The organism is Mycobacterium sp. 852002-51613_SCH5001154, from assembly GCF_001667425.1.
Lineage (GTDB): Bacteria > Actinomycetota > Actinomycetes > Mycobacteriales > Mycobacteriaceae > Mycobacterium.
On the sequence record NZ_LZII01000080.1, the window covers coordinates 184370 to 205290 of the forward strand.

Annotated in this window: 22 protein-coding genes, 2 pseudogenes and 1 riboswitch; of the genes and pseudogenes, 11 read left to right on the plus strand and 13 right to left on the minus strand. The window is 68.5% G+C overall.

Going from position 1 to position 20921, the window contains the following annotated elements:
* Positions 1 to 92: 92 nt before the first annotated feature.
* Positions 93 to 866 (plus strand): septation protein SepH, encoded by a 774-nt coding sequence (gene sepH, locus A5750_RS21260; protein WP_066957591.1) that lies wholly within the window; start codon positions 93 to 95, stop codon positions 864 to 866.
* Positions 867 to 908: 42 nt separating this feature from the next.
* Here the strand turns inward: sepH and A5750_RS21265 are convergent, their stop codons facing one another.
* Genes A5750_RS21265 through A5750_RS21275 form a run of 3 tightly spaced genes read right to left on the minus strand, consistent with a single transcriptional unit; the run spans position 909 to position 2445 of the window.
* Entirely contained in the window at positions 909 to 1187 is a 279-nt protein-coding gene (locus A5750_RS21265) for a DUF2537 domain-containing protein (RefSeq protein ID WP_066957593.1), read from the minus strand.
* Positions 1184 to 2017: an RNA methyltransferase gene (locus A5750_RS21270; protein ID WP_067265482.1), complete on the minus strand. Its 834-nt coding sequence runs from the start codon at positions 2015 to 2017 to the stop codon at positions 1184 to 1186. The genes A5750_RS21265 and A5750_RS21270 overlap by 4 nt, the downstream gene beginning before the upstream one ends.
* Positions 2014 to 2445 carry a MarR family transcriptional regulator gene (locus A5750_RS21275; protein ID WP_066957597.1) on the minus strand — a complete coding sequence of 144 codons (432 nt, stop codon included), beginning with the start codon at positions 2443 to 2445 and terminating at the stop codon, positions 2014 to 2016. The genes A5750_RS21270 and A5750_RS21275 overlap by 4 nt, the downstream gene beginning before the upstream one ends.
* Positions 2446 to 2630: 185 nt before the next feature.
* On the opposite strand from A5750_RS21275, the gene A5750_RS21280 reads away from it, so the two are divergent.
* Both A5750_RS21280 and A5750_RS21285 read left to right on the plus strand, forming a co-directional pair.
* Entirely contained in the window at positions 2631 to 2906 is a 276-nt protein-coding gene (locus tag A5750_RS21280; RefSeq protein ID WP_066957818.1) for a DUF2530 domain-containing protein, read from the plus strand.
* Between the two features lie 32 nt (positions 2907 to 2938).
* Positions 2939 to 3394, plus strand: a complete 456-nt coding sequence (locus A5750_RS21285; protein WP_066957598.1) for an SRPBCC family protein — start codon at positions 2939 to 2941, stop codon at positions 3392 to 3394.
* 239 nt (positions 3395 to 3633) lie between these two features.
* On the opposite strand, the pseudogene A5750_RS21290 reads toward A5750_RS21285, so the two are convergent.
* Positions 3634 to 4416 (minus strand): annotated as a pseudogene (locus tag A5750_RS21290) (DUF3027 domain-containing protein); the annotation flags it as partial.
* Positions 4417 to 4546: 130 nt separating this feature from the next.
* Here A5750_RS21290 and A5750_RS21295 point away from each other — a divergent pair.
* Positions 4547 to 6196, plus strand: a complete 1650-nt coding sequence (locus A5750_RS21295) for an MFS transporter (protein ID WP_156659773.1) — start codon at positions 4547 to 4549, stop codon at positions 6194 to 6196.
* A complete protein-coding gene (locus tag A5750_RS21300; RefSeq protein WP_082948247.1) occupies positions 6193 to 6681 on the plus strand; it encodes a DUF2771 domain-containing protein in 489 nt (162 codons plus the stop codon). Before A5750_RS21295 ends, A5750_RS21300 begins: the two co-directional genes overlap by 4 nt.
* Before the next feature lie 25 nt (positions 6682 to 6706).
* On the opposite strand, the gene A5750_RS21305 is transcribed toward A5750_RS21300, so the two are convergent.
* From A5750_RS21305 to A5750_RS21315, 3 genes and pseudogenes are all read right to left on the minus strand, one after another.
* Complete coding sequence (locus A5750_RS21305; protein ID WP_067265485.1) at positions 6707 to 7711, minus strand: glutathione S-transferase family protein; 1005 nt, start codon at positions 7709 to 7711, stop codon at positions 6707 to 6709.
* A 27-nt stretch (positions 7712 to 7738) separates the two neighbouring features.
* Positions 7739 to 9668: pseudogene (locus A5750_RS21310) on the minus strand (acyl-CoA dehydrogenase family protein).
* A gap of 111 nt (positions 9669 to 9779) precedes the next feature.
* Positions 9780 to 10193, minus strand: a complete 414-nt coding sequence (locus tag A5750_RS21315; RefSeq protein ID WP_066957608.1) for a cold-shock protein — start codon at positions 10191 to 10193, stop codon at positions 9780 to 9782.
* 163 nt (positions 10194 to 10356) lie between these two features.
* Here A5750_RS21315 and A5750_RS21320 point away from each other — a divergent pair, with 163 nt between their 5' ends.
* The 4 genes from A5750_RS21320 (at position 10357) to A5750_RS21335 (ending at position 13399) form a co-directional block, all read left to right on the plus strand.
* Positions 10357 to 10761 carry a YccF domain-containing protein gene (locus A5750_RS21320; RefSeq protein ID WP_066957610.1) on the plus strand — a complete coding sequence of 135 codons (405 nt, stop codon included), beginning with the start codon at positions 10357 to 10359 and terminating at the stop codon, positions 10759 to 10761.
* The gene (gene moaA / locus A5750_RS21325; RefSeq protein WP_067265488.1) at positions 10758 to 11834 is read left to right on the plus strand and encodes a GTP 3',8-cyclase MoaA; all 1077 of its coding nucleotides are present in this window, start codon (positions 10758 to 10760) and stop codon (positions 11832 to 11834) included. Before A5750_RS21320 ends, moaA begins: the two co-directional genes overlap by 4 nt.
* Before the next feature lie 4 nt (positions 11835 to 11838).
* Positions 11839 to 12117, plus strand: a complete 279-nt coding sequence (locus tag A5750_RS21330; RefSeq protein WP_067265491.1) for a MoaD/ThiS family protein — start codon at positions 11839 to 11841, stop codon at positions 12115 to 12117.
* 209 nt (positions 12118 to 12326) lie between these two features.
* Positions 12327 to 12553: riboswitch (cyclic di-AMP (ydaO/yuaA leader) on the plus strand.
* A gap of 12 nt (positions 12554 to 12565) precedes the next feature.
* Positions 12566 to 13399, plus strand: a complete 834-nt coding sequence (locus tag A5750_RS21335) for a transglycosylase family protein (protein WP_067265495.1) — start codon at positions 12566 to 12568, stop codon at positions 13397 to 13399.
* Positions 13400 to 13476: 77 nt separating this feature from the next.
* Here A5750_RS21335 and A5750_RS21340 read toward each other — a convergent pair whose 3' ends face one another.
* The 4 genes from A5750_RS21340 to A5750_RS21355 are packed head-to-tail and all read right to left on the minus strand — an operon-like array spanning position 13477 to position 15117.
* Entirely contained in the window at positions 13477 to 13902 is a 426-nt protein-coding gene (locus A5750_RS21340) for a molybdenum cofactor biosynthesis protein MoaE (protein ID WP_067265497.1), read from the minus strand.
* Positions 13899 to 14381, minus strand: coding sequence for a molybdenum cofactor biosynthesis protein B (locus A5750_RS21345; RefSeq protein WP_066957822.1), 483 nt, complete (start codon positions 14379 to 14381; stop codon positions 13899 to 13901). The genes A5750_RS21340 and A5750_RS21345 overlap by 4 nt, the downstream gene beginning before the upstream one ends.
* The gene (gene moaC, locus A5750_RS21350) at positions 14381 to 14908 is read right to left on the minus strand and encodes a cyclic pyranopterin monophosphate synthase MoaC (RefSeq protein WP_082948248.1); all 528 of its coding nucleotides are present in this window, start codon (positions 14906 to 14908) and stop codon (positions 14381 to 14383) included. The genes A5750_RS21345 and moaC overlap by 1 nt, the downstream gene beginning before the upstream one ends.
* 8 nt (positions 14909 to 14916) lie before the next feature.
* Positions 14917 to 15117: a hypothetical protein gene (locus A5750_RS21355; RefSeq protein WP_156744849.1), complete on the minus strand. Its 201-nt coding sequence runs from the start codon at positions 15115 to 15117 to the stop codon at positions 14917 to 14919.
* A 108-nt stretch (positions 15118 to 15225) separates the two neighbouring features.
* Between A5750_RS21355 and A5750_RS21360 the strand changes: the two genes are divergently transcribed.
* Both A5750_RS21360 and A5750_RS21365 read left to right on the plus strand, forming a co-directional pair.
* Complete coding sequence (locus A5750_RS21360) at positions 15226 to 17484, plus strand: helicase-associated domain-containing protein (protein ID WP_067265500.1); 2259 nt, start codon at positions 15226 to 15228, stop codon at positions 17482 to 17484.
* Positions 17485 to 17518: 34 nt separating this feature from the next.
* Positions 17519 to 19168 (plus strand): DNA repair helicase XPB, encoded by a 1650-nt coding sequence (locus tag A5750_RS21365; protein WP_066957626.1) that lies wholly within the window; start codon positions 17519 to 17521, stop codon positions 19166 to 19168.
* Positions 19169 to 19218: 50 nt separating this feature from the next.
* On the opposite strand, the gene A5750_RS21370 is transcribed toward A5750_RS21365, so the two are convergent.
* Both A5750_RS21370 and A5750_RS21375 read right to left on the minus strand, forming a co-directional pair.
* Positions 19219 to 20364, minus strand: a complete 1146-nt coding sequence (locus A5750_RS21370; protein ID WP_066957628.1) for a thiolase family protein — start codon at positions 20362 to 20364, stop codon at positions 19219 to 19221.
* A gap of 46 nt (positions 20365 to 20410) precedes the next feature.
* On the minus strand, positions 20411 to 20824 hold the full coding sequence (locus A5750_RS21375) for a Zn-ribbon domain-containing OB-fold protein (protein WP_066957630.1): 414 nt from the start codon (positions 20822 to 20824) through the stop codon (positions 20411 to 20413).
* Positions 20825 to 20921: the final 97 nt, after the last annotated feature.

The window sequence follows — 20921 nt, forward strand, 5'->3', positions numbered from 1 at the left end:
CAGCGTGTCAGCGCCGTTTACGGACGTTGGCGCACTAGAGTGCGCACGAGATGGGTCCGTCGACCTGCACACGGAGCCTGCGAGGAGAAGCCATGCGGGAACTGAAAATGGTTGAGGTCGATGCGGACGGCAAACACATCATCTGTGAGGCCGGCGACGCCGGCGAACCGTTCAAGCTCGCCATCGACGATCAGCTGAAGGCCGCCGTGCGCGGCGAGGCCGCGCCCCCGAACCAACCGCACCTCGACATCCAGGTCACCAACATGCTGAGCCCCAAAGAGATTCAGGCCAAGATCCGGGCCGGTGCGTCCGTCGAGCAGGTTGCCGCGGCGTCGGGCTCCGACATCTCGCGGGTCCGGCGGTTCGCACACCCGGTGCTGCTGGAACGCGCCCGCGCCGCCGAGTTGGCAACGGCCGCGCATCCGGTGCTCGCCGACGGCCCCGCGGTGCTCACCCTCCTGGAAACCGTGAGCACGGCGCTCGTGACGCGCGGTCTGGAACCCGACCGGCTCAGCTGGGACGCGTGGCGCAACGAAGACAGCCGCTGGACGGTGCAGCTTGCGTGGAAGGCCGGCCGGTCCGACAACATCGCGCACTTCTGCTTCGCCCCGGGCGCCCACGGGGGAACGATCACGGCTGTGGACGATGCGGCCAAAGAACTGGTGGACCCGAACTTCGACCGCCCGCTGCGGCCGCTTGCGCGGGTCGCCCACGTCTCGTTCGAGGAGCCGGCCAAGCCCGCCGCCCCCGCGCCGCAAGAGCAACCCGCGCCGCAGGAGCAACCGGTACACACCCGTCGGGGTAAGCCGGTCATCCCGGCTTGGGAGGACGTGCTGCTCGGCGTGCGCTCGGGCGGACAGCGCTAGACGGATGGTGGCGACCCGCCATGCCCGGCTACGCCGCGCTCGCTAGCCGCTACCGCGCAGCGTCAGCGCGATCAGCGTCAACCACCCGCCGGCGACACCGATTCCCGCGCCCAGCAGGAACCACCGCAGCACCAGCTTGTGCCGCCATCCCCACAGCGTGGGCGCCAGCCCGCCGGCGGCGACGACGTTGAGACCGACCGCCAGGAGCGGATGCACCCTTATCAGTCCCAAAGTCAGCACCACAATGGCGGCCCCGGTCACTGCGGCGACGAACCCGGCGACCGTCAAACCCGTTGCCCAGGGCACGGAATCGTCGGTCACGAGCCGAGCCTAGCCCGTTCGTAGAACGCCAAAGCGGCCGCAGTCGCGACATTGAGGGAGTCGGTGCCGCGCGACATCGGGATGCGTACCCGCACATCGCTCAAGCGCAGGGTCGCCGGCGTAAGCCCCGGCCCCTCGGCGCCCACGACCACCGCGACGCGCTGGTCGTGCGCGGCCGCCATGGCCTCCGGCAGGGCGCACGCCGTGCTGTCCGGGGTCATCGCCAGCAGCCGAAATCCGTTCTCTTTCAGCATTACCAGCTCGGCGGGCCACTCCGTCGCCCGCGCATACGGCACCAGCAAGGCGTGGCCCATGGAGACGCGAACGGCGCGACGGTATAGCGGGTCGGCGCAGCCGCTGCCGAACACCACCGCGTCCACGCCCAATCCGGCGGCGTTGCGAAAAATCGAGCCCAGATTCTCGTGATCGTTGACGCCCTCGAGCACCGCGACCGTCCGGGCGTGCTCGACCAGTTCGGTCACGCTGGGTTCCGGCACCCTGCGGGCGGCCGCGAGTACGCCGCGATTGAGGTGAAAGCCCACCACTTGCGCCATGACCCCGGCGGAGGTCCGGTAGAACGGCACGGCACTACCCGCCAGGTGATCGGCGAGCTCGGCGAGCCGACGGTCCGTCCCCAACAGGGCATGCGGAATGAATCGGGAGGCGAGCATGCGCTGAACGACCAGCACGCCTTCGGCGATCACCAAGCCTTTGCCGGACGGCAGATCGGGACGACGATCGACACTGTTCAGATCGCGGAAATCGTCGAGCCGGGGGTCGTCGGGATCGTCAACGTCCTGGACGTTCAGGGCATGCGTTCCGTCGCTCACGGGCCTTCGTCGACCAAGGCCAGCATCAGGTCGGCCGCGTTGCGCAGGGTGTCCCGTTGCTGGCTGTCCAGCGTGGCCAGCCGCTTGGCCAGCCACTCCTGGCGGGCGCGCCGGGTCGCCTTGACCAACTCGGCGCCGGAGTGCGAAACCGAGACCAGCACCTGCCGGCCGTCGATCGGATGCGGGGCACGGTCCACCAGGCCCATGTCGGCCAGCGACGCGATCACCCGTGTCATCGACGGCGGCCGGACCCGTTCGCGAATCGCCAGCGCGCCGGGCGTCATCGGGCCCTCGTTAGCCAGCGTGGCCAGCGCCGACAGCTGGGACAACGACACCGGCGACGAGGGGTTCCGGAACCGAAGTTGGCGGGCCAGCCGCATGACCGCCAGCGACAGATCGCTGGCCAGCCGCGCATCGCTGTCAGGCATGGCGCGAGGTTACACGCAACCTCCAGTAATCGGGATACGAACCGGCGAACGACGGACTTTGGTCCGTAGCGCTGCGTGGGCCGGTCGTTGTCGCACCGCTTGACCCGCGGCCCAGGCATTTTCGCTCGGTCTTCCCGCGCATGCGGTGGTACCGGCGGACCGCACCGGCGGCTATGTTAATCGCGATGTCTGTCGAACCCGGTCAGAACCGCGAGGCGCCGCCGCTGCCGCCCGCGCTCCTCAACGCCTGGCCGTTCGTCGCATTCGGCGCGCTCGGCTGGCTGGTCGCGGCGGCCGCCGCGTTTCTCGTGCCCGCCCTGCAGAGCTGGCGCCCCCTGACACTGGCCGGGCTCGGCGTCGGAGTGCTCGGCACGAGCATCTTCGTGTTGCAACTCGCCGCGGCCCGCCGCGGCGCACGGGGCGCACAAGACGGACTCGAAAACTATTTCGGTCACGGCTAGATTTCGCGACCAGCACGGACCCGGGAGGATCGATGGTAGCCCCACTGTTGCAAGCGCAAATCGATATTGACGCACCGGTTTCCACGGTGTGGGGGCTGATTTCCGATCTGCGGCGGATGCCGGAGTGGAGCCCCCAGTGCCGTTGGATGAAGACCTTCGGTCCGCTGCGCCAGGGCATGCGCAGCCTCAACATCAATCGCCGTAACCGCATGTACTGGCCGACCACTTGCACGGTCGTCGAGATCATCCCTGAGACCAAGCTTGCGTTCCGGGTCAACGCCAACCACACGATCTGGAGCTACGAGCTCCAACCCACCGGCGAGGGCACCCGGGTGATCGAAAGCCGTCACGCCGAGAACGGCGTGACGGCTATTTCCAATCTGACGGTGAATGCCCTGCTCGGCGGGACCACCAACTTCGAACGCGAATTGGTCGACGGGATGAACACCTCGTTGGCCAAGATCAAGGCCGCCGCCGAAAAGGGCTAGTCCGCCTCGGGCTGCGACTCCGCCTCGGGCTGCTGCGACTGCGGCGCCTCGGGCTGCGACTCCGCCGTGTCGGCGCCGGACTCCGCCGCCTCGGGTGCCGCCTCCTCGGGAGCTGACGCCGACACTTCGACATCCGCGCCGCCGTCCGGCTGGGCCTCCGGGGTGTGGGATTCCGGCGGCTGGGTCGGCGACTCCGTGGGCTCCGGCTGTACCTCGGATGCCTCTGCCGGCTCGGACGGCTCGGACGGCGCTTCGACGACGTCGAGCACGCCGTCGTCGTATGGCTCGTACGCGGGCGAACCCGTACCGGCCGGAGCAGGCGTATCCGAATGCGCGCCGCAACCGTACTGCTTGTCGACGATCTGCCCGTCGGCCGACAATTCGTTGCCGCACACGCCGAACATCGCGCCGAGCGATCCCGCCAGCGGCAGGAAAAAGCCGCAGTCGCGGCACACCCGCTTGGTGGACCGCGCCATCGGTGAGTCGGGCCCGTGGTCGCCGGTGTGCCACCGTTCGGCCGCCTCCGCGCGGCCAAGGACGCTCATCACCCAGCGCCGGCCCAGCCCGATCTCGGCGGCGGTCTCGTCGACCTGAGCGTCACCGCTGGCCGTGTAGCCGGGCACCAGCCGCGGATCGTCGGCCGCGGGCGCCAGCAGGTCACCGGGGCTCAGGTCCCCCGGGCGCACCCGCTGATCCCACGGAACCCACCGTGGCGCCAGCAGCGCCGTCGGACCCGGGATCAGCACTACCTCGCTGATCGTGGCGTGGTCGGCACCGGGATGTGCGGCGACGACGACAGCCCATTGCCAACCCTGATAACCGGGTAGATGCGCCAGGAACCGGTGGGTCGCGGCCGCCGGATCCTCGTAACTGACGCCCAGGTAATCGCCGACCGCCTCCGCCCCGCTGAACTCCACGACGGCGGCCCTGGCCTGGTCCACCGCGCCAGTGAGCACGGCCGCCAGCCCCTCGTGCCACTCGGCCACGGTAGCCACGGCGGATTCCTCGATGGACCCGGTCACGCTGTCCCCTTCCTGCATTGCGTCTCCAATACTAGGTTGGCGTGCCACGCCCCGTTACCTGCAGACGCATGTCGTCGGCATAGGGGAGAATCGGAACGTGTCTGGACGGCGGCGTGACGATCCGGGCCGCGTGGCCCCCACTCCCGGCCGCCGGCCCCGCAATGGGGCTTCCAATCAGCACCCGGGCATGGCCAATTACCCCGCGGATGACGCCGGCCATCGCCGAGCGCATCGCCCGCCGCCGATGCCGAGCGCCAATCGCTACCTTCCGCCCATCGGGCAACCCCCGGAACCGGATCGAAGCGATAGCGCACCACCACGTGCCGCCGCCGGCGAGCGGGTCACCGTCACCCGCGCCGCGGCGCAGCGAAGCCGCGAGATGGGTTCGCGGATGTATTGGATGGTGCAGCGTGCCGCCACGGCCGACGGCGCCGACAAATCCGGCCTGACCGCGCTCACCTGGCCGGTGGTCGCCAACTTCGCGGTGGACGCCGCGATGGCGGTGGCGCTGGCCAACACGTTGTTCTTCGCCGCGGCCACCGGAGAAAGCAAGGGCCGGGTCGCGTTGTATCTGCTGATCACCATCGCGCCGTTCGCGGTCATCGCGCCGCTGATCGGCCCGGCGCTGGACCGGCTGCAGCACGGTCGGCGGGTCGCGCTCGCCGGATCGTTCGTTTTGCGGACAGCCTTGGCGCTGGTGCTGATCATGAACTACGACGGCGCCAGCGGGAGCTACCCGTCGTGGGTGCTCTACCCGTGCGCGCTGGCCATGATGGTGTTCTCCAAGTCGTTCAGCGTGCTGCGCAGCGCCGTCACGCCGCGGGTCATGCCGCCGACCATCGACCTGGTGCGGGTCAACTCGCGGCTGACGGTGTTCGGTCTGCTGGGCGGCACCATCGCCGGCGGGGCCATCGCGGCCGGCGTCGAGTTCGTCTGCACCCACCTGTTCAAACTGCCCGGCGCGCTGTTCGTCGTCATCGCGGTCACCATCGCCGGGGCGGCGCTGTCGATGCGCATCCCGCGCTGGGTCGAGGTGACGGCGGGCGAGGTGCCGGCCACCTTGAGCTACCGCCAGGACAGCGAACCGCAGCGACGGACCTGGCCCGAGGAAGTCAAGAGGGTCGGCGGAACGCTGCGACAACCGCTGGGCCGCAACATCATTACCTCGTTATGGGGCAACTGCACCATCAAGGTCATGGTCGGCTTCCTGTTCTTGTACCCGGCGTTCGTCGCCAAAGCGCACCAAGCCAGCGGCTGGGTTCAGCTGGGCATGCTGGGCATGATCGGGGCAGCGGCCGGCATCGGCAACTTCGCCGGAAACTTCGCCGCCGCACGCCTGCAGTTGGGCCGGCCGGCCGTGCTGGTGGTCCGCTGCACGCTGGCGGTCTCGGCAGTCGCGCTGGCGGCGTCGGTGGCGGGCACCCTGGCGGCCGCCGTCATCGCCACCCTGGTCACGTCGGGCTCCAGCGCCATCGCGAAGGCCTCGCTGGACGCCTCGCTGCAAAACGACCTGCCCGAGGAATCGCGGGCCTCGGGATTCGGGCGATCGGAGTCGACGCTGCAGCTGGCCTGGGTGCTGGGTGGCGCCGTGGGCGTCTTGGTCTACACGGAGCTGTGGGTTGGCTTCACCGCGGTCACTGCGATACTCATCCTGGGGTTGGCGCAGACGCTGGTCAGCTTCCAAGGGAATTCACTCATTCCGGGCCTCGGAGGTAACAGGCCGGTCATGGTCGAGCAAGAGGGCGTGCGCCGCGGCAGCCCGGCGGTGGTGCCTGAGTGAAACGCGGCGTGGCCGTGCTGCTCGCCGGCCTGATGACTCTGTTGTGCGTGGCCGTCGGGGTCGGCACCTGGTTGTTGGCGCGCCCGTCCGGTCCGCAGCGCCCGGAGATCAGCGCGTATTCACACGGCCACCTCGCGAGGGTGGGGCCCTACCTGTACTGCAGCGTGCTCAACCTCGACCAATGCGACACGCCGCAAGCCCAGGGCGAACTGAAGGTCAGTGAGCGCTACCCGGTTCAGCTCTCGGTGCCCGACGCGATCTATCGGGCGCCCTGGCGATTGCTGCAGGTGTACGAGGACCCAACCAACACCACCAGCACCATCTTTCGGCCGAACACCCGCTTCGCGGTCACCATCCCCCCGGTCGACCCGCATCGCGGGCGGCTGGTCGGAATAGTCGTGCAGTTGCTGACGCTCGTGGTGGACCCGGCCGGTGAGCTGCGGGACGTCCCGCACGCGGAATGGTCAGTGCGCCTAAACTATTGAGCGCCGACGCCGGGCGCCAGCCCGGTCAGGCGCCATGCCCGGCGGGCACCCGCTCCCCTTCGACCGGCGGACCGGGAGGCGTCCCCTCCCCGAAAGGCTTGCCGCCCAATACCTCTCGACCATGCGGCGACAGCCAGCCCGTCAGGTCCGGCCCCTTTGGCACGATGCCGGTGGGGTTGATGTCGGCGTGCACGATGTAGTAGTGCTGCTTGATCTGAACGAAATCGATGGTGTCGCCGAACCCAGGCGTCTGGAACAGGTCGCGCGCATACGCCCACAGCACCGGCATCTCGCTCAGTTTGCTTCGGTTGCACTTGAAGTGCCCGTGGTAGACCGGGTCGAAGCGGGCGAGCGTGGTGAACAGCCGCACGTCGGCTTCAGTTATGGTGTCGCCCACCAGATATCGCTGATCGGCCAGGCGGTCGCTGACCCAATCCAACGCGGCGAACAGCCGATCGTACGCCGCGTCATAGGCCTTTTGTGAGCCGGCGAAGCCGCATCGATACACGCCGTTGTTGATCTCGGTGTAGACCCGCTTGTTCACCTCGTCGATCTCGGCGCGCAGCCGCTCGGGGTACAGCTCGGGCGCACCGTCGCGGTGGTAGGCGGTCCATTCCGTCGAGAAATCCACCGTCATCTGCGCGAAATCATTCGTGACGACCGCGCCGGACGGGACGTCGACGATCGCGGGGACCGTGATGCCTTTCGGGTAGTCGGGGAAGCGCTTGAAATAGGCGTCCTGTAGCCGCGGGATCTTCAGCACGGGGTCGACGCCCCCGGGATCGAGATCGAACGTCCAACTGCGTTCGTCGTGGGTCGGGCCGCAAAAACCAATGGAGAGAACGCTTTCCAGCCCCAGCAACCGCCGGACGATGATGGCGCGGTTGGCCCACGGACACGCGCGGGCGACGATGAGCCGGTACCTGCCGGGCTCCACCGGGTAACCGTCGCGCCCGTCGGCCGTGACGCGGGTGGTGATGTAGTTGGTGTCGCGGTTGAAGTCACCTTTTCCGGCAACGTAGGCGGCCATGTCTCCCTTGTTTCGTTCGAATGTCGGCTAGGAACCCCGAAATCGCCGAGCCAGGTTCGTCTCGGTTGATGCGCCCTGCTCCCAGTGGGCGATCCACGGGCCGGTTCCCTCGGACTGGTCGATGATGCCGTCCTCGAGCCAGGTGTAACGGCTCCGAACCACGTCGCGGGTCAGCCGGACATCGCAGTCGTCGGTATTGGTCCACAACGCGTCGAACAGCGCCTCGACCCGCAGGGCGGCCTGCCGGCAAAACGTATCGGCCAGCTCGTAGGCCTGTTGACCGACCGCCGTGTCCACGGCGCGTTGGGCCTCGGCCCGCACACAGGCCGCGGACATCGCGAACAGCTCCGCACCGATGTCGACGATGCGCCCGAGGAATCCCTGACGCTGCTCCAGTTTGGCCTGCCAGCGCGCCATCCCATAGAAGGTGTTGCGGGCCAGCTTGCGGCAGGAGCGTTCGACGAACCGCAGGTGCGACGCCAGCGGTCCGAATTCGCTGTAAGCCCTGGGTCGCTGTCCTTCCCCAAAAACAAGCTGGGGCAACCACTTTGCGTAGAACCCGCTGGCACCGACCGCCGCCGCGGCCTTCTGCCGCAAACCAGCGTCAGGCTTCGCGAGGTCGCCGGCCGCCGACAGGTGGGCATCGACCGCCTCCCGGGCGATGAGCAGCCTCATGATCTCGCTGGATCCTTCGAAGATGCGATTGATCCGCAAGTCCCGCGATACCTGTTCGACCGGCACCGCGCGTTCGCCGCGCGCGGCCAGGGACTCCGCCGTCTCATAGCCGCGACCACCGCGGATCTGCATGACCTCGTCGGCGATGATGCACGCCATCTCGCTGGACCACAGCTTGGCCAAGGCCGCCTCGATCCTGATGTCGTTGCGCCCTTCGTCGGCCATCTGCCCGGAGAGCTCGAGCACCGCGTCGAGCGCATAGTTGGTCGCGGCGATGAACGAGATCTTGTGGGCCACCGCTTCGTGCTCGGCCAGCGGCTTGCCCCATTGCACGCGCTCGCCTGCCCACTCGCGCGCCACCTTCAGACCCCACTTAGCCGAAACCCGTCGCGATCGCGGGAATCGACAGCCGCCCGGCGTTGAGCGTGGTCAGCGCGATCTTCAATCCGTCGCCCTCGCGGCCGATCAGGTTTTCACTCGGCACCCGAACGCGGTGCAGCCTGGTCACCCCATTCTCGATGCCGCGCAACCCCATGAATTTGTTGCGCCGCTCCACGGTGATCCCGGGTGAATCGGCCTCGACAACGAAAGCGCTGATGCCACCGCGGTGCCCGTCGCTGCGGGGCACCCGGGCCATCACGACCAGCAGTTCGGCGACCACACCGTTGGTGGTCCACAATTTCACGCCGTCGAGCTCGTAGGCGGACCCGTCTTCGACGGGTGTTGCTGTTGAGGCCAGTCGGGCCGGATCGGAGCCCACGTCCGGTTCGGTCAGCAGAAACGCCGATACGGCGCCGGCGGCACACCGGGGCAAGAACTTCTTCTTCTGCTCCGGGGTTCCGGCGAGTTTGAGCGGCTCCGGCACGCCGATCGACTGATGGGCCGACAACAGCGCACCGAGGCTGGGATGAACGGAGGAAACCATCATCAGCGCCCGGTTGTAGGCCACTTGTGACATGTTCAGGCCGCCGTATTCCGACGGGATTTTCATGCCGAAACAGCCCAGCTCGGCTAGACCCTTCACGTACTCGTCGGGAATTTGCGCGTCGCGTTCGATGACGCTGCCGTCAACGCTGCGAAGGAAGTCGCGCAACTTGTCGAGAAACGCGCGGGTGCGCGCCTCGTCGGCGTCCGATGGTTTGGGAAAAGGGTGGATGAGCTCCAACGGAAAACGGCCGAGAAACAGCTCTTTTGCGAAAGATGGTTTATCCCAACCGGTTTCGCGAGACTCCTCGGCCAGCGCCCTGGCTTGCTCCTCGGTGACTTGCGCTTGCTGTGCCATCGCAGCCTCCTTGCTCGACAACCGCGGCGAGGTGGGAGTACCCCGTGACCGGCACTTCCTCACCCCGTCCACGCAAGCGGGTAGCGCTCGGGCGCGCGGCGGCGACCGAAGCTAGGCGTCGAGCTCCCGGGCGACCGCTCGCACCACCTCGGAAACCCGTCGGGCCGTCTTGCGGTCCGGGTAGCGACCCTTGCGCAACTCGGGCTGCACGGCGCCCTCCAGCAGCGTGATCATGTCCTCGACCATGCCGTGCAGCTCGTCCGGGCTGTGTTTGTGCTCGGCGGGCACATCACGGCGACCCTGGGCCTTGGTGAGGCTGGGCGGCGGCTCAATCAGCTTGAGGCTCAGCGCCTGAGGCCCGCGCCGCCCGGATGCGATGCCGAACTCCACGCGTTGGCCCGCTTTGAGCCCCTCGACCCCAGCGGGCAACGCCGACGAGCGGACGTACACGTCTTCGCCGTCCTCTTGCGACAGGAACCCGAACCCCTTGTCGGCGTCGTACCACTTAACCTTGCCGGTCGGCACTGGTCTCACCTGCTTGTCTAACGGATCAATAGAATGGCCAACACAATAAGCGTCCCGCCTGCGCAGGACGCCGTTTGGTCTGTAGATCCTACTCGGGTGCTTGCCTCGCGAGCACCCCCGTTATTGCCTACTCGGTACGCTGGGCATTACCGGTGGAGGAGATATGCGCCTGATCCTGAACATCATCTGGCTCGTGTTCGGCGGCCTGTGGATGGCCGCCGGATACGTGGTTGCGGCGCTCGTCAGCTTTCTGCTGATCATCACCATCCCGTTCGGCTTCGCGTCGCTGCGCATCGCCTCGTACGCGTTGTGGCCGTTCGGCCGCACGATCGTCGACAAACCGACTGCTGGAACGGGGGCCCTCATCGGCAACGTCATCTGGGTGCTGTTGTTCGGCCTATGGCTGGCGATCGGTCACCTGGTCAGCGCGCTGGCGATGGCGGTCACCATCGTCGGCATCCCGCTCGCGTTGGCCAACCTCAAACTGATCCCGGTTTCATTGATGCCCCTGGGCAAGCAGATAGTCCCGGTCACTTCGCCGTCGCACTACCCGGGGGTGGTCGCATGACGGCGACCGCGTTGGGTGTGCCGTCGGTGCCGGGCCGCACCGCGGGGAACGCGCCGGACGCGCCGACCGCGGGCCCATTGGTGGACACCTACGGGCGCGTCGCCACCGACCTGCGCGTCTCGCTGACCGACCGCTGCAACCTGCGTTGCACGTACTGCATGCCGGCCGAGGGCTTGAACTGGCTGCCAGGCGACCACCTGCTCCGCCCCGATGAGCTATCGCGGCTGATGCACATCGCCGTCACCCGCTTGGGTGTGACCAGCGTGCGGTTCACCGGCGGCGAGCCACTGTTGGTGCGGCACCTCGAAGAGGTGGTCGCGGCGGCGGCCGGCCTGCGACCGCGCCCCGAGATTTCACTGACCACCAACGGCGTGGGACTGGCGCGGCGGGCCGCCGCGCTCGCCAGGGCAGGCCTGAATCGCGTCAACGTCTCGATGGACACTGTGGACCCCGAACATTTCGCGGCGATCACCCGACGGGACCGGCTCGACGAGGTGCTCGCCGGCCTGACCGCCGCCCATGACGCGGGCTTGACGCCGGTCAAGGTGAACGCCGTGCTCGACCCCGTCACCGGTCGCGAGGACGTCGTCGCGCTGCTGCGGTTCTGCCTCGATTACGGCTACCAATTACGGGTCATCGAGCAGATGCCGCTGGATGCCGGCCACCAGTGGCGCCGGGGCGCGGCGCTGAGCGCCGACGATGTGCTCGACGCGCTGCGCCCGCACTTTCGGCTCCGTCCGGACCCGGCGCCGCGCGGCTCGGCACCCGCCGAGCTGTGGCTGGTCGACACCGGCCCGGGCACGCCGAGCGGGAAGTTTGGTGTCATCGCGTCGGTTTCCCATGCGTTCTGCTCGGCGTGTGATCGCACCCGTCTCACGGCCGATGGCCAGGTTCGCAGCTGCTTGTTCTCGGCCGTGGAAACCGATCTGCGAACCCTGCTGCGCAGCGGTGCGTCCGACGACGCGATCGAGACCGCGTGGCGCGTCGCGATGTGGGGCAAGCCGGCCGGTCACGGCATCAACGACCCGAACTTCATCCAGCCCGACCGTCCGATGAGCGCGATCGGTGGCTAGCCCGATGGGTCAGGCCGCCGTCCAGCAAGACGGGATTCAGGTGACCGTGCGCTATTTCGCGGCCGCGCGGGCGGCCGCTGGGGCCGAGTCGGAGACGCTGGTGGTGCGGCCGGGAACGACGGTGGCCGAGCTGGTTGGGCGCCTCGCCGTGCAGGGCTCTCGCCTCGCCGACGTGTTGAGCAGATGCTCCTACCTGTGCGACGGGGTCGCGGTCCGCGACGAGACCGCAACGTTACGCGCCGGCAACACGATCGACGTTCTACCGCCCTTCGCCGGCGGCTAAAACTGTGAAATGCGTCACGTAACGGAATGATAACGGCGCAATCACGCTCCGATATCGGGCGTGGTGACCTGCGTGGATACCGCGCGTTCCTCGGGTTTTCGCACATGGCCGAGAGGGAAACGCCGGGTGTCGCAGAACGTGACGGGACCAACAGAAACCGCTACGTTTCTCCGAAGGCTCGCCAAGACAACCGAATTGGCGGACCTCCCCTCCCTATCGCGCCGAGCTCCATCCAATAGGCGGGGGCCCACCGACCTACGTGGATGGAGACGGGGGACCCACCGGTCCACCGTGATCGGACCGGGGCCGTATACGGCCCCTTGGGGTGAAGCCGACGTCGTTTCGCAGTGGATACGCACTGAGTTCGATGACGGCCGGGTGGCCTCTCCAACCCGAACCCGACAGCTGACCTCGCAGGCGCGTGACACGAGAGGATCCTTCACGGCCTATGAGTGGACGTCACCGTAAGCCCAGCACGTCAAACATCAGCGTCGCCAAGATCGCCGTCACCGGCGCGGTCCTCGGTGGCGGCAGCATCGCCCTGGCCGGCCAGGCGGCCGCGGCCACCGACGGCGAATGGGACCAGGTAGCCCGTTGTGAGTCGGGCGGCAACTGGGGAATCAACACCGGCAACGGCTACCACGGTGGTGTGCAGTTCAGCTCGAGCACCTGGGCCGCGCACGGCGGCGGCCAGTACGCCCCGTCGGCCGAATTGGCCACCAAGGACCAGCAGATCGCCGTCGCCGAGCGCGTGCTGGCCACTCAGGGCCGTGGCGCGTGGCCCGTGTGCGGTGGCCCGCTGTCGGGCCCGACGCCGCGCGAGGCTCCGGCGCCCGCCGCTCTGGACGCGCCCGGACTCAACGGCCAGCCGGCACCGCTGGCTCCCGCGCCCGCCGATGCGCCTCCGCCAGACGCCCCGCCGCCCCCCGCGCCGGTGCAGCTGACGGGATTCGACCAGGCGGCGCCTCCGGCGGACCTGCCGCCCGCGCCCCCGGCCGACGTCCCGCCCGCGCCTCCGGCGGACCTGCCGCCCGCACCCCCGGCCGACGCCATGCCGCCGGCGCCTCCCGCCGACGTGCCGCCCGCACCTCCTGCGGACCTGCCGCCCGCGCCTCCTGCGGACGCGCCCGTCGTCGACAACGACTTCCGCGGTTTCGTGCCGGCCGACATGCCGCAGCAGGTTTCCACGGTGGGCTACACGAAGCAGCTGTGGGACGCCATTCGGGCACAGGACATTCAGGGCAACGACGCGCTGGACGCGATCGCGCAGCCGTCCGCCTGAGCTCCGCCCGTCAGACTGCCCGGCACGCCTCGAACGTTCCCGCTTCGGGGCGTGCCGGCATTCCAATCGCTACGGCGTTACGCCGAGCCGACCCACTCTTCGGTTCCGTCGTCGAAGAACTGGTGCTTCCACACCGGTAGCCGCGCCTTGATGGTGTCGACCAGAAGCGCGCAGGTGGCGAAGGCCTCCTGACGATGGTCGGCAGCGACCGCGGCCACCAGCGCCGCCTCCCCGATGTGCAGCACCCCGGTCCGGTGGCTCGCCGCCACGGCGCGCACCCCGCTCGACTGTTCGGCGACATCGGCCACTACCTCCGCCATGACCTGTTCGGCCGACGGATGCGCGGAGTACTCCAGCCGCACCACCCGCCGGCCGCCGTCGTGATCGCGAATCATGCCGACGAAGCCGACGATGGCGCCGGCCGACTGGTGGCCTACGAGCTCTTCGTGCTCGGCCAGCACGATCGGATGATCGGTCATGGCCGCGCGGACGACGAGCGTCATCGCTGGTGGTCTCCGCCGGCGAGCTGATCGAGCGCATGATCGATCACATCGGCGAGCACGCCCAGGCCGTCGCGCACGCCGCCGGGCGAACCCGGCAGGTTGACGATCAGGGTCTTACCCGCCACGCCACACACACCGCGTGACAGCACCGAGGTCGGCACCTTCGGCAGGCCGGACCGGCGGATGGCGTCGGCCAGCCCCGGGATCATGTAGTCCAGCACCGCCACCGTCTGATCGGGCGTGCTGTCGCTGGGCGAGATGCCGGTGCCCCCGGACGTTATGATGACGTCGACCCCGTCGTCGACTGCCTTGCGCAGGGCCGCGCCGACCGGTTCGCCATCGGCGACCACCTCCGGCTCGGCGCACGAAAATCCGCGCTGTCCAAGCCATTCGGCGATGATCGGCCCGCACCGATCGTCGTACAACCCGGCCGACGCGCGGGTCGAGGCAATGATGACGCGGGCGGATTGGGCGCTCATCACCGCACCCACGTTCCGGTTTTGCCGCCTTCCTTGCGCAGCACCCGAATGTCATCGAGGCGCGCGGCGGGGTCGACCGCTTTGATCATGTCGTAGAGCGTCAGACCGGCCACACTCACGGCGGTCAGCGCCTCCATCTCGACACCCGTGCGGTCGGTGCTACGCACCGTCGCGGTGATCTCGATGTCGGACTCCCCCACGGTGAAGTCGACGTCGACGCCGGTGAGCGCCAACTGGTGGCAGAGCGGGATCAGGTCACTGGTGCGCTTGGCCGCCAGAATGCCCGCCACCCGGGCCGTCGCCAACGCGTCGCCCTTGGGCAGGCCCCCGGCCGAGATCAGCTCCACCACGTGCGGGGACGTATGCAAGGAACCCGCGGCGACGGCGGTTCGCTTGGTGGCTCCCTTGCCGCTGACATCGACCATGTGCGCCGCCCCACGATCGTCCAGATGTGACAGCGCGCCCGAGGGGGATTCTTCCGACGCCCAGGTCGCCGCGGGCTTGGCGGCCTCAGAGGCCCTAGCCATCCTGGCGCCTACCGGTTAACGACGGTGACCGGGTGCAGGTAGGGCAGGTCAGTGGAGGGCAGCGGAAACACCAGCTCGCCGAAGGGCGACAACGCACCCGTCCGGTCGGTCGCGAGTTCGCTCACCGCGTGGTCGTCGTGGTCCGTCGTCGGCCAGCCGTTGTCGACATACCTGGTCTTGCGCGCTTTACCCTCAGCAGTGTCAGCCACGCCGTCCATTCTGACAGGTCACTCTCGCGCGTGTCCCGCAAGACCGCCAGTTGGACCGCTCATTCGTTGCCTGCTGGCGACCCGCCGACTGTTTTACGCTGGTCAGCAATGACCGACAACACCCCGGATATCCCGCTGGGGTCGTGGTTGGCCGACTTGCCCGACGAGCGGCTGATCCGACTGCTAGAGCTGCGGCCGGACCTCGCCCAGCCCCCGCCCGGCAGCATCGCCGCGCTCGCGGCGCGCGCTCAGGCACGCCAGTCGGTGAAGGCCGCCACCGACGACCTCGATTACCTGCGGCTGGCGGTGCTCGACGCGCTGTTGGTGCTGCAGGCCGATGCCGCGCCGGTGCCGACGCCGAAACTGCTGGCGCTGATCGGTGAGCGTGCCCCCGAGGCCGACGTGGTCGGGGCGTTGGACGATCTCCGGGAGCGCGCCCTGGTCTGGGGCGACGCCGCGCTCCGCGTGGCCCCCGACGCCGGCACGGCCCTGCCGTGGCACCCGGGACAGGTCACCCTCGAGGACACCTCGCGAAGCGGCGAGGAGATCGCCAACCTCATCGACGGCCTGAGCCAGGCCCAGCTCGACGTGCTTAAAAAGCTTCTCGAGGGTTCCCCGATGGGCCGCACCCGTGACGCCGCGCCCGGCGCACCCGCGGACCGCCCGGTGCCCCAGCTGCTGGCGATGGGGCTGCTGCGACGCATCGACGCCGAGACGGTGATCTTGCCCCGCCACGTCGGGCAGGTGCTGCGCGGCGAACAGCCCGGTCCCATGCGGCTGACGGCGCCCGATCCGGTGAGGTCGACGACCACCACCGACGACGTTGACGCGGCGGCGGCCGGGGCCACCATCGATCTGCTGCGGGAACTCGACGTGCTGCTCGGAACGCTCGCCGCCACACCGATTTCCGAGCTGCGCAGCGGTGGGCTGGGAATTCGTGAGGTCAAACGGCTCAGCAAGGTGACCGGCATCGACGAGTCGCGGCTGGGCCTGATTCTCGAGGTGGCGGCCGCGGCAGGCTTGATCGCCAGCGGGATGCCCGATCCGGAACCGGCGACGGGTGACGGACCGTACTGGGCACCGACGGTGGCCGTCGACCGGTTCGCCGCGCTGTCCACCGCCGAGCGCTGGCAGTTGCTGGCCACTAGCTGGCTGGACCTGCCCAGCCGGCCGGCTCTGATCGGAACCCGGGGACCCGACGCCAAACCCTATGGCGCGCTCACGGATGCGCTGTACTCGACGGCGGCGCCGCTGGATCGCCGGCTGTTGCTGAGCACGCTGGCCCAGTTGCCGCCGGGCGCCGGTGTCAGCGCGGTCGAAGCGGCGGCGGCACTCATCTGGCGACGCCCCCGCTGGGCGAAGCGGCTGCAGCCCGGGCCGGTGGGTGATCTGCTGGCCGAGAGCCACGCGCTGGGCCTGGTGGGGCGGGGGGCACTGAGCACCCCCGGCCGCGCCCTGCTGGACGAGGGCGCCGACTCCCAGGCCGCTATCGACGCCATGGCGCGGGCCCTGCCCAGACCGATCGATTATTTCCTGGTCCAAGCCGACCTGACCGTGGTGGTGCCGGGGCCACTACAGCGCGACCTCGCCGAGCAGCTGGCCGCGGTGGCCACCGTCGAGTCGGCCGGTACCGCGATGGTGTACCGCGTCAGCGAGCAGACGATCCGGCACGCGCTTGACGTCGGGAAGACCCGCGACTGGATGCATGCCCTGTTCGCCAAGCACTCCAAAACACCTGTCCCACAGGGCCTTACTTACCTCATCGACGATGTCGCACGCCGGCATGGCCAGCTGCGGATCGGCATGGCCTCCTCGTTTGTGCGGTGCGAGGACCCGGTGCTGCTGGCCCAGGCCGTGTCCGCGCCCGCCACCGAAGGGGTGCAACTGCGTGCCCTGGCCCCGACGGTCGCGGTGTCCCCCGCGCCGATCAGCGAGGTGCTCGTCGCGCTGCGTGCGGCGGGCTTCGCGCCGGCGGCCGAGGACTCCACCGGCGCCATCGTCGACGTCCGTCCCCGGGGCGCCCGGGTGGCCACGCCGCAACAGCGGCGGCCCTACCGACCGATGCCGCGGCCCAACAGCGAGAGCCTGAACGCGGTGGTGGCGGTGCTGCGGAAGGTGACCGCCGCGCCGTTCGGCAACAATCGCGCCGACCCGGCGGTCACCATGGCGTTGTTGCAGCGCGCGGCCAGGGAACAAGACACCTTGGTGATCGGTTATTTGGATGCCGCGGGTGTCGCCACTCAGCGGGTTGTGTCGCCGATCACCGTTCGGGGCGGTCAGCTGACGGCCTTCGACTCGGCGTCGGGGCGACTGCGCGACTTTGCCATCCACCGCATCACGTCGGTGGTGTCGGCCGACGGCCGATAATGGATCACCCGAGAAATGAAAAGGAGCCGCGCCATTGACTGACGGCCCGTTGATTGTGCAGTCCGATAAGACGGTGCTGCTCGAGGTCGACCACGAGCAGGCCGGTGCGGCGCGCGCCGCCATCGCGCCGTTCGCGGAGCTGGAGCGCGCGCCCGAGCACGTGCACACCTACCGCATCACACCGTTGGCGCTGTGGAACGCACGCGCCGCCGGCCACGACGCCGAACAGGTCGTCGACGCGCTGGTCAGCTTCTCGCGCTACGCGGTGCCCCAGCCGCTGCTGGTCGACATCGTCGACACCATGGCCCGCTACGGCCGGCTGCAATTGGTCAAACACCCGGCGCACGGCCTGACGCTGCTGAGCCTGGACCGGGCCGTGCTCGAGGAAGTGCTGCGCAACAAGAAGATCGCACCCATGCTCGGCGCCCGGATCGACGATGACACCGTCGTCGTTCACCCCAGCGAGCGTGGCCGCGTCAAGCAGATGCTGCTCAAGATTGGTTGGCCCGCAGAGGATCTCGCGGGCTACGTCGACGGCGAGGCGCACGCGATCAGCCTGGCGCAGGAGGGCTGGCACCTGCGTGACTACCAGCAGATGGCCACCGATTCGTTCTGGTCCGGCGGGTCCGGCGTGGTGGTCCTTCCGTGCGGGGCCGGCAAGACGCTAGTTGGCGCGGCCGCGATGGCGAAAGCCAGCGCGACGACCCTGATCCTGGTCACCAACATCGTCGCGGCGCGGCAGTGGAAGCGCGAACTGGTGGCGCGCACCTCACTGACCGAGGACGAGGTCGGCGAATATTCGGGAGAACGCAAGGAGATTCGGCCCGTCACCATCTCGACGTATCAAATGATCACCCGCCGCACCAAGGGCGAGTACCGGCATCTGGAACTCTTCGACAGCCGCGACTGGGGGCTGATCATCTACGACGAGGTCCACCTGCTGCCGGCGCCGGTGTTCCGGATGACCGCCGACCTGCAGTCCAAGCGCCGCCTCGGGCTGACCGCCACGCTGGTCCGGGAAGACGGCCGCGAGGGCGACGTGTTCTCGCTGATCGGCCCCAAGCGCTATGACGCGCCGTGGAAGGACATCGAGGCCCAGGGTTGGATCGCCCCGGCCGAGTGCGTCGAGGTGCGCGTCACCATGACCGACAACGAGCGCATGATCTATGCCACGTCGGAACCCGAAGAGCGATACAAGGTTTGCTCAACCGCGCATTCGAAAATCGCCGTGGTGAAGTCGATCCTGGACAAGCATCCCGGCGAGCAGACGCTGGTGATCGGCGCCTACCTCGACCAGCTCGACGAGCTGGGTGCCGAGCTGAACGCCCCGGTGATCCAAGGGTCCACCCGAACCAAGGAACGCGAAGAGCTGTTCGACGCGTTCCGCCGCGGTGAGGTGTCGACGCTGGTGGTGTCCAAGGTCGCCAACTTCTCCATCGATTTGCCGGAAGCCTCTGTGGCGGTGCAGGTTTCGGGTACGTTCGGCTCACGCCAAGAGGAAGCGCAGCGGCTAGGGCGGCTGCTGCGACCCAAGGCCGACGGTGGTGGCGCCATCTTCTACTCCGTGGTGGCGCGCGACAGCCTGGACGCCGAGTACGCGGCGCACCGGCAGCGTTTCCTGGCCGAGCAGGGCTACGGCTACATCATCCGGGACGCCGACGACCTTCTGGGCCCGGCGATTTAGGCCCGGCGAGCTGAACTCGCCCCGCTTGCTGCGTCTGCGCCCGCCAGCTACTAGAGCGACAAGATGGTCGCCGAGGCGGTTCCGGGCGCGCCGTAGACCTGGGCCAGGCCGACGCGCGGGCTGCCGGGCACCTGGCGCTCGCCCGCCTCACCGCGCAGCTGGCGCACCAGTTCGTGCATCTGCCGCAGCCCCGACGCGCCGATCGGCTCGCCGTTCGCGATCAACCCCCCGTCGGTGTTGACCGGCATCGAGCCGTGGATCTCGGTGGCGCCGTCGGCCAGCAGCTTCTCCTGCTCGCCGTCGGCGCAGAGGCCCGTCTCGGCCATATGGATGACCTCGTTGCCGGCGTCAGTGTCCTGGAGCTGGGCGACGTCGACGTCCTCGGGGCCGATGCCGGCCGCCTCGTAGGCCGCGTTGGCCGCGTAGACGGTCGGGGAGACGTCCTCGTCGAGCGGCGCGAAGGTGGCATGTACTTCATAGGCACCGTAGCGGCGGGTGCGGATCTCGCAGGCTCGCACGTACACCGGCTTGTCGGTGAACTTGTGCGCCATGTCGGCGCGGCACATGATCACCGCCGCGGCCCCCTCGTCGGGCGCACAGAACATGTATTGGGTCAAGGGGTAGTTGAGCACGGCCGAATTGAGAATCTCTTCCTCGGCAATCGGCTTGCGCCGGAACGCATTCGGGTTCAGCGCACCGTTGCGAAAGTTCTTTGCCGCCACCTTCGCCAGGGTGGCCTGCGAAATGTTGTGGTCGTGCAGGTACTTGTTGGCCTTCATCCCGAAGAACTTGGTGGTGACGAACTGCCCGTTCTGGGCGTACCACTGCGGCAGCGCCAGCTTGGCGGGGTCGTCGGTGAACGCGCCGCGCGGATGCTTGTCCAGCCCGATGGCGATGCCGATGTCGTACTTGCCCAGCCGGATGGTGTCGGCGGTCTGCTGGATGGCGCTGGCCGCGGTGGCGCACGCGTTGAACACGTTGGTGAACGTGATGCCAGTGAGACCGACCAGGCGAGTCACCGCGTCGGGGTTGGACACCTCGTGGCTGCCGCCGAAACCGAACTGGATGTCCTTCCAGTCCACGCCGGCGTCGCTCAGCGCCGACTGAATCGCCTCGGCGCCCATCTGCATCGCAGTCTTGTCGAACCTGCCGAACGGATGCAGGCCCACGCCGATGATGGCGACATCGTTGGTCATCTCAACCTTCTCCTGGGTAGATGGTGGGCCGCGCTTGCGATCGCCACTAGACCGGCTGGAACGCGAACGTCATGATTTCGGCGCCCTCTTCGTCGGTGGTCAGCGGAATCATGGTGAGCTCGACCTCCTGGCCGAACTCCAGCTTGGCCGGGTCGTTCTCCGTCAACCGCCCCTCGACCCGGATGACGTCATCAAGCTGGACCAACCCGACGCCGAACGGAACGAAGTCCTTGCCGGTCGGGCCGGCATAGGGCGCCCCGGGCGGGAAGCCCTGCGTGGTCCACGCGACGAGGGTTCCGCGGCGCGGCAGCAACACGTCGGTCATCTCGCCAAGGCTGCAGCGCGGGCACCACTGCTGCACCGGAAAGGTGGTGGCGCCGCAGCTGCCGCACCGGCTGCCGATCAGCTGTGGGCTCTCGTCGGGCCAGGTCGAGATCTCGGGGGCGAGCGCTTTTTGCATCGGGGATCCTCCAGAAGCGTCCACGGTGTGCCGACAGAATGTTGCTCACTGAACCGTATAACAGCTTTCCGATAAGTGGAAACCGCATTCTCATTCT

What these genes read in the sequence shown, in the direction of transcription:
- A5750_RS21360 (WP_067265500.1), top strand. Translation starts at nt 15,226, where the DNA reads ATGACCGACAACACCCCGGATATCCCGCTGGGGTCGTGGTTGGCCGAC.
- A5750_RS21340 (WP_067265497.1), bottom strand. Translation starts at nt 13,902, where the DNA reads ATGACGCTCGTCGTCCGCGCGGCCATGACCGATCATCCGATCGTGCTG.
- A5750_RS21320 (WP_066957610.1), top strand. Translation starts at nt 10,357, where the DNA reads ATGCGCCTGATCCTGAACATCATCTGGCTCGTGTTCGGCGGCCTGTGG.
- A5750_RS21330 (WP_067265491.1), top strand. Translation starts at nt 11,839, where the DNA reads ATGGGTCAGGCCGCCGTCCAGCAAGACGGGATTCAGGTGACCGTGCGC.
- A5750_RS21375 (WP_066957630.1), bottom strand. Translation starts at nt 20,824, where the DNA reads ATGCAAAAAGCGCTCGCCCCCGAGATCTCGACCTGGCCCGACGAGAGC.
- moaC (WP_082948248.1), bottom strand. Translation starts at nt 14,908, where the DNA reads ATGGCTAGGGCCTCTGAGGCCGCCAAGCCCGCGGCGACCTGGGCGTCG.
- A5750_RS21275 (WP_066957597.1), bottom strand. Translation starts at nt 2,445, where the DNA reads ATGCCTGACAGCGATGCGCGGCTGGCCAGCGATCTGTCGCTGGCGGTC.
- A5750_RS21335 (WP_067265495.1), top strand. Translation starts at nt 12,566, where the DNA reads ATGAGTGGACGTCACCGTAAGCCCAGCACGTCAAACATCAGCGTCGCC.
- A5750_RS21345 (WP_066957822.1), bottom strand. Translation starts at nt 14,381, where the DNA reads ATGAGCGCCCAATCCGCCCGCGTCATCATTGCCTCGACCCGCGCGTCG.
- A5750_RS21280 (WP_066957818.1), top strand. Translation starts at nt 2,631, where the DNA reads ATGTCTGTCGAACCCGGTCAGAACCGCGAGGCGCCGCCGCTGCCGCCC.
- moaA (WP_067265488.1), top strand. Translation starts at nt 10,758, where the DNA reads ATGACGGCGACCGCGTTGGGTGTGCCGTCGGTGCCGGGCCGCACCGCG.
- A5750_RS21305 (WP_067265485.1), bottom strand. Translation starts at nt 7,711, where the DNA reads ATGGCCGCCTACGTTGCCGGAAAAGGTGACTTCAACCGCGACACCAAC.
- A5750_RS21370 (WP_066957628.1), bottom strand. Translation starts at nt 20,364, where the DNA reads ATGACCAACGATGTCGCCATCATCGGCGTGGGCCTGCATCCGTTCGGC.
- sepH (WP_066957591.1), top strand. Translation starts at nt 93, where the DNA reads ATGCGGGAACTGAAAATGGTTGAGGTCGATGCGGACGGCAAACACATC.
- A5750_RS21285 (WP_066957598.1), top strand. Translation starts at nt 2,939, where the DNA reads ATGGTAGCCCCACTGTTGCAAGCGCAAATCGATATTGACGCACCGGTT.